Source organism: Wolbachia pipientis (assembly GCF_001752665.1).
Classification (GTDB): Bacteria; Pseudomonadota; Alphaproteobacteria; order Rickettsiales; family Anaplasmataceae; genus Wolbachia; species Wolbachia pipientis_A.
In genome coordinates, this window is sequence record NZ_MJMG01000010.1 from 43028 (window position 1) to 53366 (window position 10339).

The following is a 10339-nucleotide window of genomic DNA, read 5'->3' on the forward strand; positions in this document are numbered from 1 at the left end:
GTAAAAAGCTATATCCAGTTACTTTTTTCCTGGTTTAATCTATTGTCTAATATCGCTTGTCTTATAGACTGCATTAGCTTGTTTATAAAGAAAATATTGTGGTAAGTGATCAATGTGTAGGCTAATAATTCTCTAGCTTTTAATAAATAATGTAGATAGGCTCTTGAATGCTTTCTACATGTGAAGCATGAACAATCGTCTTCGATCGGGTTATTATCTAGTTCAAATTGCTTATTACGTAGATTGATATGCTCTTTACATTGTGATGATCTGTTGTTGGGTTTGATTAGTGCTCCGCCATGCCTAGCTAAACGTGTTGGATGAACACAATCAAACGTATCTATACCTAAATTTATTGCATGGAAAATATCTACAATACTACCAATACCTAGTAAATGAGTAGGTCTATCTTGTCTTAAATATTCCATGTTATAAGCTACCACCTCATACATTTGTTTTTTGTCTTTACCTAAAGAGCCACCTATTGCTTGACCAAAGAATGGTGCATTGTTAATAAATTCACAACTCTCCTTACGTAGATCTTTATACACTCCGCCTTGACTAATGCCATATAATACTTGCTTTCCTTGCTTGCTTTTTTCAAACTCTTGTAAAGAACGTGTAGCCCATTTGTGACTCATGCGCATAGACTGTTTTGTATACTCTTTACTTACATGAAAAGGGGTGCATTCATCTAAAACTAGTATCAAATCTGCTCCTAATTTTTGTTGAATCTGTATAGATTTTTCAGGAGTTAAACAATAGGTCTTACCGTTAATATAGGAACGGAAAACTGCTCCGTCCTCATTTATTGTGAGAAGCGTTCTTTGCTTACTTCTTATTCCTTTAATTTCCTCTGAAACAGATCCGTGACCTAAGCTAAATATTTGGTACCCACCTGAATCTGTTAACATTGGTTTATTCCAACCCATCATTTTATGTAATCCACCAAGTTGTGCGATCGTATCTTCTCCTGGTTGAAGCATTAAATGATATGTATTAGCAAGTATTATTTGTGTTCCTGCGTCGTCAAGTCTTTCGGTGTCCGCAACCTTAATTGCGCCTTTTGTTGCACAGAATATGAATGCTGGTGTTTCTATACTGCCATGAGGAGTATTTATTAACCCTGCTCTTGCTGAACCTGATTGCTTAATTATTATAAATGAAAAATTACTCATCTGAGGAAAGCTTTGTTATAACATCTGATATTTTTTTAGGGGTAAGATTTTCATAATAGTCATTATTGATTTGTACAACAGGAGCATTAATGCATGCACTCAAGCATTCAACTTCTTTAAGAGTAAATAAATTGTCTTTGCTTGTTTCACCAATATTAATGTTTAATTTCTTTCTGATGGCATTAAGGATCTCTTCGCTACCACATAACCAGCAAGGAGTAGTTCTGCAAACTTGTATCAAGTATTTACCAACTGGTTTAAGATTGTACATAGTATAAAAACTTGCCACTTCATATATACGCATGTGAGGAACATTGAGTAGTTTAGCTAGATAATGCATAGCCGATTCTGGTATCCACGCGCATTGTTCTTGTACTAAATAGAGCAAAGGCATAACAGCACTACTTTCTCTGCCTTTAGGATACATTTTTATAAAATTCTTAGCCTTTTTGAGATTTTCCGCTGTAAACCTAAATTGATCTTCCTTTTTTTTTTCCATCTATTATACTTTACGTAAATTTTGGTTAATTATACTTAAAGGGCCGGTAGTTGCAATCTTTCCTTATATAAAGCTGTATGTTATTGTTTTTTGTAATAGTTATACTTTTTATTTTTGTATTATCATTCTTTGTTATTAGAAGAAGGTCTGGATCACAAAGAGTCATTAAAGTTTTTGAAAAAATAGTACAACAGATAAATGCACTAGAGCTAGAAATACAAAGTTTATCTGACCAAGACCTACTTAACAAAACAGAAGAATTTAGGCAAAGGTTGCAAAAAGGTGAAAGATTAAATGATCTGCTAGTTCCTGCTTTTGCTGTTGTACGCGAAGCATCACGCAGATTTCTTAATATGAGACACTTTGATGTTCAGCTAATTGGCGGGATAGTGCTGCATAATGGTATGATAGCAGAGATGAAAACTGGGGAAGGCAAAACCCTTGTGGCTACTTTGGCTGCGTACCTTAACTCTCTGGAAGGTAAAGGGGTACATGTAGTTACTGTAAATGATTATCTTGTAAAGCGTGATACAGAATGGATGAGCAAACTATATAATTCTTTAGGTGTTTCAGTGGCATTTATTACTGATAGTCTTGCGAATGAAGAGAGAAAGGTTGCCTATAATGCGGATATTGTATATTCAACGAATAATGAGCTAGCTTTTGATTATTTACGAGATAATATGAAATTTTCAAAAGATGATATGGTTCAAAGAGGCTTTAATTATGCAATCGTAGACGAAGTAGATTCTATTTTAATAGATGAAGCACGTACTCCTCTTATTATTTCTGGGCAAGTTGATGATAACAACCAAATATATAAGCATGTTAACGCAATAGTTACTAAGCTTGGAGAGACAGATTATGAATTAGATGAGAAAAGTCGAGGTGTATTTTTAACTGAGGATGGTATATCACGAGTGGAAGAACTATTAAAATCTTACAATTTAATGAATATAAATTCTTCGCTTTACGATAGTGATAATATGATAATGACTCATTACATAGATCAGGCATTGCGTGCGCACCGGTTGTTTGCCATTAATAAAGATTATATTGTAAAAGATGGTAAAGTGGTGATCATTGATGAATTTACTGGACGTATGATGGAAGGTAGAAGATATGCTGATGGCCTGCACCAAGCACTTGAAGCTAAGGAGAATCTTGATATTCAGCATGAAAATCAAACTTTGGCTTCTATAACATTCCAGAATTACTTTCGTATGTATCGCAAGCTTTCTGGTATGACCGGAACGGCTGCCACAGAAGCAGAGGAGTTCCGTGATATATATCGGTTAAATGTTATCAAAATCCCAACAAATATGCCTGTAAAGAGAATAGATCTAAATGATGAAATTTATGGTACAGAAGAGGAAAAGTATAATGCGGTATTAAATTTCATTAAAGAGTGTTATGACCGTCAGCAGCCTGTGCTAGTTGGTACAGTAAGTATAGAAAAATCAGAAAAGCTTTCTGAGCTTTTACATAGTCGTTCTTTAAAACATTCAGTTTTGAATGCTCGTTATCATGAAAAAGAAGCATACATTATAGCACAAGCTGGGGTGCCAAGTAATATCACTATAGCAACTAATATGGCTGGACGAGGAACCGATATTCAGCTTGGTGGTAGTGCTGAAATGATAGCAAAGATAAGGCTTGGTAGAGTGAAGACTGAAAATAAGGAACAGAAATATCAAGAAATAATTGAGAAAGTTAAAAGAGATAAAGAGATAGCTATACAAGCTGGAGGGCTGTGCGTTATTGGCACTGAAAGGCATGAAAGCAGAAGAATAGATGATCAATTGCGTGGGAGATCTGGTAGGCAGGGAGACCCAGGATTATCTAAGTTTTTTTTGTCTCTGGAAGATGACTTATTAAGAATATTTGGTTCAGATAAAATAAGGGGTTTCCTTCGTAAAGTAGGGTTAAAGGATAATGAAGCTATACATCATCCGTGGATTAACAGAGCTTTAGAAAAAGCACAGAAAAAAGTTGAAGCAAGAAATTATGATGTACGCAAGTCTTTGCTAAAATTTGATGATGTAATTAGTGATCAACGTCATGTTGTTTTTCAGCAGAGAGATCATATATTAGGCAATGAAATAAATGAATTATTTGAGATCTATAGCGTAGTAAACCATCATATTATAGAAAACATTGTGCAAGCTGGTTATTATGAGGACTATATTGCAGATATAATAAATGAACTTCATAAAAGATATGGCATTACATTTGACTATGATGCTCTTAAACAATTTACAGATAAGAATGATGCTTTAAGTTATATAAATAGTAAAGTAGGAGAGTTTTTTGATGAAAGGGCACGATATTTTAGCAGTCAGAATATTACAGATTTGTGGAATACAGTAGTAAGGCAAGTAATGATCATGACTATTGATTACTTATGGAGGGAACATCTTTCAACTTTAGAAAGTTTAAGGCAAAGTATTAGCTTGCGTGCTATGGGTCAGAAAGATCCACTCAATGAATTTAAACGCGAGGCTTTTTTAATGTTTGAGTCAATGTTAGAAAAGTGGAAAGAATTAACTATACATAGGTTGGCACATTTTAAGTTGGCAGATAATTATGCAATAAGTCGTCCGTCTGTGGACAGTAATTTTGCTAAAGTATCAAGAAATGAGAAATGCCCTTGTAATTCAGGTAAGAAATATAAACATTGCCATGGAATGATAGTGGCACATAAAGTTTAATTTTTGTAGTTTGTTCTTTTATTAGGCCTTTTGCAAAACAGAAAATTATTGCCAAATATCTATTGGTTGCTTTTATTTTTGATATATAATTTAGTAGTATTTTCTTAGTAGTGCTTTTGAGATCTCATAAGTTTTCTAAGCGTTATTTGCACAAAGCCTCACCTCATATGTTTATGCAGTGCATAAATTAGTTAAGCACTTGATAAACAAAGGGTGTGTGTTAAGTGCTGGAACACGGAAATAATATCCATCTTTTATAATTTTTTTGTATTCTATATCAAGCTCAACAAGTGTTTCTGAATGTTCAGAAACAAATGATATAGGTGATAAAACTATTGGTACGTTATCAGCCTTTGCACGTAATAATTCATTTTTAGTGCTGGGCTCTAGCCATTTTTTATGACCTATCTTACTTTGGTAACATATTGACCAATCTAAATCATTTATATCTAGTTTTTTTGTTATCAATTCTACGCTTTTTTCTACTTGTCTAACATATGGGTCACCTTTTTTAACTATGCTAATAGGTAAACTATGCGCTGAAAATAAAACTCTAGGTTTACCGATTTTACTGGCTAATCTGTAATACTGATTTATTAACTCAACATGTGCTGTAATAAAATCTTGATTGTCGTAATAATGATTGATTATTTTTGTATTACACTCTAGGTGATGTTTTTTAGCAGCTTTTTGCCAATTTTCAATAGATGACAATGTTGTAGTAGTAGAGTATTGAGGATATAGTGGTAATAGTATTATTATACTTGGGTTAAAGAGTTTTACATCTTTAATAACTTCGTTAGCAAATGGGTGCCAATAGCGCATAGAGATAAATACTTTATATTCATAATCTCTCTTATGATTTAACTGTTGCTCCAGTGTTGCTGCTTGAATTTTTGTATTTTCTAGAATTGGGGATTTATTATCTATTTGTTTATAAATTTCCAATGTAGTTTTTACACGTTTACTAGAGATGAGCTTTGCCAAAACAAACCTTAATGGATTTGGCAGGTTAATTATTCTTTTATCATAAAATAAATTAAATAGAAAAGGATGTACTGCATTTAGTGAATCAGGACCACCTAAATTCAATAAAACTACAGCTCTAGACACTACGTGTAAACATACACATAAACTTAGTAATGGTATTCTWAAGTTCTGAACTAGGAAGGTTTCTTATAYTARCATCTGTTAAAACACGTGATTCTTGTAGATTGCTTCTTGTAGATTTGAAATCCTTATCATAAAATATGTCAACAAAAAAACTCGGTATAGTTTCTAGTAATTCAATCGCAGCTAACATTAATAATATACAGCTCTGCATAGCTTTCACAATTATTCTTATTAGTGGGATGAAGCCATTTGCATCGTTAGGAGAATAACATAATAGAGCATCAGAACTATAAAACAGTATATCTTGATTATCATGGTGGCGAATGTAGTCAGTGGGAGAATCTCCTTTTATTTTTATTTCATTTTCATGACTTTTTGTCCGTCCAAATAATTCTCCCCATAATTCACATGACTTTTCACGTATATCAAAAGTTCTAACAATATAACATACGATAGTCATTAGGAAAGCACATATAAGTAGATATTTCATAGGATGTGCAGCGCTTGTAATACAGAAATGAACTAGCGGTACTATAGTGATCATTTCAATAAATGGTATTAGATTTCTTTTCATCACATACTTAGCATAAATGTTCCAATCACGTGGTACTGTGTCATCGCGAAACCAGGATGTACAATGTGCTTCCTTATGTTGTTGATATAATACATAGGATAAAAGGGCTAAGTTAAAACTTAAAAACCCCTTAACTCCACAGAAAATAGATGTCTTGAAAGTATTTATATAATTCTTTGTACAACAACCAGCCATTTTGCCACCTATAAATATCTAGCTTGAATTATATCGTTTAAATTCAAGCTTAGCAAGACTTGAATCATGAAATAAAAAAGAATACATGCCTCCCAGGTAACCATGATGAAATCAGCTTTAGAACCTGTTCATAATCTGTTGAGAAGTAAAACAGAGGGGGTTTCACACACAATAGCCATGGATACAGCGCATATAAGCATGCACTGCAGCCTACTTGCTTCTATGATACCAAAAGAGGTAATTAAAAAGATAGCTGATGCACTAGCAACCATTGTAATAAATGGTATAAAATTGTCTATCGCTGCAAGCTTAGAACCATAAAAGCAAGGCGTTCTGTTATGCTGTTGCTGTAGGTAGCCTTCTCGATAACTAATGACAATAATATTATTGTCATAGAAATCATGATATCGACTGTATAGTAAATATGAACATAAAGCCAAACTAAAAGTTAAAGACCCACTTCACTCCCCAGAAAATGGACGATCTGAAGTTGTTGATAATTTCCCTAGTGGGCATGTCTTGCCTCCTTGATTAATATTAATGTACTTATAATAGCTTAATTCACATTTATTTTTACAAGATAAAAAAGACTTTCATAAACTGAAATTATCAATATAATTCGTGTAATGTAATTTCAAGAAAAATGGATAGGACATTATCTATATTAAAACCTGATGCTGTAAAGCTTGACCTCACTGGTCGAATTAATACATACATTGAGAACTCAGGATTAAAAATAATAGCACAAAAGATGCTATCATTAACAGAAAAGCAAGCAGCATCATTTTATCATATTCATCAGGAAAGACCTTTTTTTATAGAATTGGTTAAGTTTATGACTTCTGGTCCTGTGATAGTGCAAGTTTTGTTTGGTAAAGATGCTGTGAGCAAATATAGAGCAATAATGGGTGATACTGATCCAAAACAAGCAGCTAAAGGAACAATCAGAGGTGATTTGGCTAGTGATATTAGTGAAAATAGAGTACATGGATCTGATAGCATAGACAATGCTAATAAGGAAATAGCCTTTTTCTTTGCGGAGTATCAATTGCTGTAAAGTCCTAGGTAGGATTTACAAGTGTATTAGTTGACAAGGTGGTTTTAATAAGCCATCATTTAACATTTTACTTAATAATATGTCTAGTGGTACTGTAAATAAGGTTATATTAATTGGGAATTTAGGTAAAGATCCTGAAGTTAGAACCACACAAAATGGTAAGGAAATGGCTAGCTTTCCAATAGCTACATCTGAAAGCTGGACTGATAAACTTTCTGGTGTAAGGTCTGAGAAGACGGAATGGCATAATATCGTAGTTTTTAGTGATGGATTGGTAAAAATCATTAAAGACTTTGCTCGTAAGGGCAGTAAGGTCTACATTGAAGGTTCTTTAAGAACTAGAAAGTGGGTTGATCAGAATGGTAATGAAAAATATACTACGGAAATTGTGTTGTATAATTTTAATAGTGCATTGACACTGCTAGATTCACGTGTAAGTAGTGAGTATAAGCAGAATATTGAAGAGAGTAAAGAGGAGGGTAAATATGATGAAAATATGCAAATCGATGATGAAATACCATTTTAAATCTCTTGACTTATATCAACTTTTAATATTTAAAAGTTAATATATAATTTCATTTTATTCAAGGAGGTAAAAATGACTTTAGGGCCATGGCAACTATTTCTAGTTTTAGTAATTATACTAGTGCTTTTTGGTGCAGGTAAGTTACCGCAAGTGATGGGTGATTTAGGTAAAGGCATTAAAAGCCTTAAACAGGAGCTTAAGGATTCTGAAAAATTATCATCTAATGAACCAGATCGTTAGCTTTTTCTGAATTACATTTGTAACACATGTACATGTGTTACAAATGGTTATTGAATTGTGCTGATAATTATGGTAATGATAAGAATATTAGTTTATCCAGGGTTCTTGTGTCAAAAGATGGTAAATCGCCTAAGCTAGCATCTGATATTTTGCAAGAAGTTGCTAGTGATGGTAGTGCTGATAAGGTTACATTGTTTGAAATTAAGGCAGCTTTACATGAGCGCGGTTTTGGTATTTTAATCATTATATTTTCCTTACCTTTGTCTATACCGCTTCCAGTACCACCTGGTTATACTACTATACTTGCTATACCTCTAGTTTTATTTGCAGCGCAGCTTTTATTTGGGCTTGATTCTCCATGGATGCCACAATGGTTGGAAAAAAAGTCTTTCCAACGTTCAACTTTGGCTCTGGTAGTAGAAAAAACTTCTCCTGCATTGAAAAAGATAGAGAGATTTATGAAACCAAGGATGTCTTTTATTTTTTATGGTCCTGGTGAAAAAATTTTAGCTTTTGTAATGCTAATGTGCGCAATTTCAATTGCTCTTCCATTACCGCTTACTAACTTTATTCCTGCTATTGGCACAACTCTTATTTCACTTGGCATTATGAGTAAAGATGGGCTGCTTTCTATCTTGKGTGTTTTGGCCTCATTGTGTGGATTAACCCTTACCCTTGTGATCCTAATAAAAGGTCCCCAACTTATACTTGGGGCGTTTTCTTTGTTGAAAAGCTTCATATGATTNNNNTTTATATATAAGTAGTTGAATATTCCTCATTTGTAGTATACAATGAAGTGAATAATTTATGAGTATTGTTATGACTCTTTCTAAATTCTTTGATATTAAAAACGACATTGCATTCAANTTCTGTTAATTTTTTATCTAGATCTGCATTCTTTGCATACTTCGTGTCCAATTTCAAACCATCTATCTTGTCTGTTAATTTTTTATCTAGATCTGCATTCTTTACGTACTCATATAGGTCAGTAGTCTTTGCCAATTTAGGTAGATCTTTGTTGAGATTCTCTACTTGACCACGTAAAGTATTAACTGTAGAAGTTAAGCTATCTAGATTGTGTAGTAAATTATCTGCATTTTTAATGCTTTTATGACTAAGAATATTTAATAACCTTTTGGCATTTTCATCATTAAGAATAGTTAATAACTTTTGGGCATTTTCATTGTCAAGTTTATCTAATAACCTTCCTCGGGTGCTTTGACTATTGTGAGTATTCGACATACTAAATCCACATTATAAAAAGCATATGCTACATATAAATTATTTCATTTTTGTAAATATTAAACTAAATATATCATAACCTTAGGCCTACCTTCTCAGCCGTTTTTCCCTTATGTTACTTATTACCTCTATAATCAATGCAAATATCAAAGCAAAATATAAATACTCCTTTCCTAATTCTATATGTATTCCATCAAGCACAAGGTATACGCCTACAAATAAAATAAACAGAATAGTGATAATTTTTAATCCTGGATAAGACTGTATCAATTTAATAACATAATTAGATATAAATAACATTTGCAATATAGATAAAGTAAATGCTACAACAATAATCAGCATATTATGCGTCAGCGCTATAGCGGTGAGAATTGAATCTATAGAAAAAACTAAATCTATCAGTATAATGTGCAATATCACTAAAAAAAATTGTGATTTGATATTGATTTCTTTTTTTTCTTGTTTGGGTAAACAAATTTCATTACGTATCTCAATAAAACTTGTATAAACAAGAAAGAATCCACCACCAATCATAAGTAGGTCTTTCACTGAAATATCAATCGATAAACTACTAAATATAGGATTTTGCATAGATAATATAAACGACACAAAGAATAATACTATAAAACGCATTAGCAATGCCAAACTCAGGCCGATAATGCACGCCAGTTTTCTTAATGACCTTGAAACTTTGCCTATTGCTAAAGAAATAAAGATTATATTATCTATACCAAGTATAGTTTCAAGCAATATAAGTATCAGTAATGTCCAAAACATTTAAAATTTTATTTTATATATAAACTGAAAAAATTAAGTAATTTTTACTTGTACAAGTAAACCATCATATTACAATAAACAGTTGAATTTCTTACGCTGAGTATATATAATAAATTTAATAATTCGCTCATGCTATTATGACTCTTTCTAAATTCTTCGATATTAAAAACAATATTGCATTCAAACGTGTTTTTGGTACAGAGAAAAATAAGGATATACTCATCCAC

11 protein-coding genes and 1 pseudogene are annotated in these 10339 nt (G+C 32.5%); 7 read left to right on the forward strand and 5 right to left on the reverse strand.

Annotated elements, in window-relative coordinates; translation table 11 throughout:
* Positions 1 to 8 precede the first annotated feature (8 nt).
* Positions 9 to 1178, reverse strand: coding sequence for a tRNA guanosine(34) transglycosylase Tgt (gene tgt, locus BIY23_RS04355; RefSeq protein ID WP_070065306.1), 1170 nt, complete (start codon positions 1176 to 1178; stop codon positions 9 to 11).
* Positions 1171 to 1677 (reverse strand): NADH-quinone oxidoreductase subunit NuoE, encoded by a 507-nt coding sequence (gene nuoE, locus BIY23_RS04360; RefSeq protein WP_070065307.1) that lies wholly within the window; start codon positions 1675 to 1677, stop codon positions 1171 to 1173. The genes tgt and nuoE overlap by 8 nt, the downstream gene beginning before the upstream one ends.
* A 77-nt stretch (positions 1678 to 1754) precedes the next feature.
* On the opposite strand from nuoE, the gene secA reads away from it, so the two are divergent.
* On the forward strand, positions 1755 to 4388 hold the full coding sequence (gene secA / locus BIY23_RS04365; RefSeq protein WP_070065308.1) for a preprotein translocase subunit SecA: 2634 nt from the start codon (positions 1755 to 1757) through the stop codon (positions 4386 to 4388).
* A 171-nt stretch (positions 4389 to 4559) separates the two neighbouring features.
* Here secA and hemH read toward each other — a convergent pair whose 3' ends face one another.
* On the reverse strand, positions 4560 to 5501 hold the full coding sequence (gene hemH, locus BIY23_RS04370) for a ferrochelatase (RefSeq protein WP_070065309.1): 942 nt from the start codon (positions 5499 to 5501) through the stop codon (positions 4560 to 4562).
* A complete protein-coding gene (locus BIY23_RS04375; protein WP_222523874.1) occupies positions 5494 to 6075 on the reverse strand; it encodes a hypothetical protein in 582 nt (193 codons plus the stop codon). The genes hemH and BIY23_RS04375 overlap by 8 nt, the downstream gene beginning before the upstream one ends.
* A 297-nt stretch (positions 6076 to 6372) precedes the next feature.
* Between BIY23_RS04375 and BIY23_RS04380 the strand changes: the two genes are divergently transcribed.
* From BIY23_RS04380 to BIY23_RS04400, 5 genes are all read left to right on the forward strand, one after another.
* The gene (locus tag BIY23_RS04380; protein ID WP_070065311.1) at positions 6373 to 6591 is read left to right on the forward strand and encodes a hypothetical protein; all 219 of its coding nucleotides are present in this window, start codon (positions 6373 to 6375) and stop codon (positions 6589 to 6591) included.
* A gap of 322 nt (positions 6592 to 6913) precedes the next feature.
* Positions 6914 to 7327: a nucleoside-diphosphate kinase gene (gene ndk / locus BIY23_RS04385; RefSeq protein WP_070065312.1), complete on the forward strand. Its 414-nt coding sequence runs from the start codon at positions 6914 to 6916 to the stop codon at positions 7325 to 7327.
* A 79-nt stretch (positions 7328 to 7406) separates the two neighbouring features.
* Positions 7407 to 7853, forward strand: coding sequence for a single-stranded DNA-binding protein (gene ssb / locus BIY23_RS04390; RefSeq protein WP_070065313.1), 447 nt, complete (start codon positions 7407 to 7409; stop codon positions 7851 to 7853).
* A 72-nt stretch (positions 7854 to 7925) separates the two neighbouring features.
* Positions 7926 to 8093: a twin-arginine translocase TatA gene (tatA, locus tag BIY23_RS04395; RefSeq protein WP_070065314.1), complete on the forward strand. Its 168-nt coding sequence runs from the start codon at positions 7926 to 7928 to the stop codon at positions 8091 to 8093.
* Between the two features lie 32 nt (positions 8094 to 8125).
* Complete coding sequence (locus BIY23_RS04400) at positions 8126 to 8836, forward strand: exopolysaccharide biosynthesis protein (RefSeq protein WP_081326568.1); 711 nt, start codon at positions 8126 to 8128, stop codon at positions 8834 to 8836.
* 586 nt (positions 8837 to 9422) lie between these two features.
* On the opposite strand, the gene BIY23_RS04410 is transcribed toward BIY23_RS04400, so the two are convergent.
* Positions 9423 to 10112 carry a TerC family protein gene (locus tag BIY23_RS04410; RefSeq protein WP_070065316.1) on the reverse strand — a complete coding sequence of 230 codons (690 nt, stop codon included), beginning with the start codon at positions 10110 to 10112 and terminating at the stop codon, positions 9423 to 9425.
* Between the two features lie 137 nt (positions 10113 to 10249).
* Here BIY23_RS04410 and BIY23_RS05585 point away from each other — a divergent pair.
* A pseudogene (locus BIY23_RS05585) lies at positions 10250 to 10339 on the forward strand (Rpn family recombination-promoting nuclease/putative transposase); the annotation flags it as partial.

What these genes read in the sequence shown, in the direction of transcription:
- BIY23_RS04410 (WP_070065316.1), bottom strand. Translation starts at nt 10,112, where the DNA reads ATGTTTTGGACATTACTGATACTTATATTGCTTGAAACTATACTTGGT.
- secA (WP_070065308.1), top strand. Translation starts at nt 1,755, where the DNA reads ATGTTATTGTTTTTTGTAATAGTTATACTTTTTATTTTTGTATTATCA.
- tgt (WP_070065306.1), bottom strand. Translation starts at nt 1,178, where the DNA reads ATGAGTAATTTTTCATTTATAATAATTAAGCAATCAGGTTCAGCAAGA.
- tatA (WP_070065314.1), top strand. Translation starts at nt 7,926, where the DNA reads ATGACTTTAGGGCCATGGCAACTATTTCTAGTTTTAGTAATTATACTA.
- ssb (WP_070065313.1), top strand. Translation starts at nt 7,407, where the DNA reads ATGTCTAGTGGTACTGTAAATAAGGTTATATTAATTGGGAATTTAGGT.
- nuoE (WP_070065307.1), bottom strand. Translation starts at nt 1,677, where the DNA reads ATGGAAAAAAAAAAGGAAGATCAATTTAGGTTTACAGCGGAAAATCTC.
- ndk (WP_070065312.1), top strand. Translation starts at nt 6,914, where the DNA reads ATGGATAGGACATTATCTATATTAAAACCTGATGCTGTAAAGCTTGAC.
- BIY23_RS04380 (WP_070065311.1), top strand. Translation starts at nt 6,373, where the DNA reads ATGATGAAATCAGCTTTAGAACCTGTTCATAATCTGTTGAGAAGTAAA.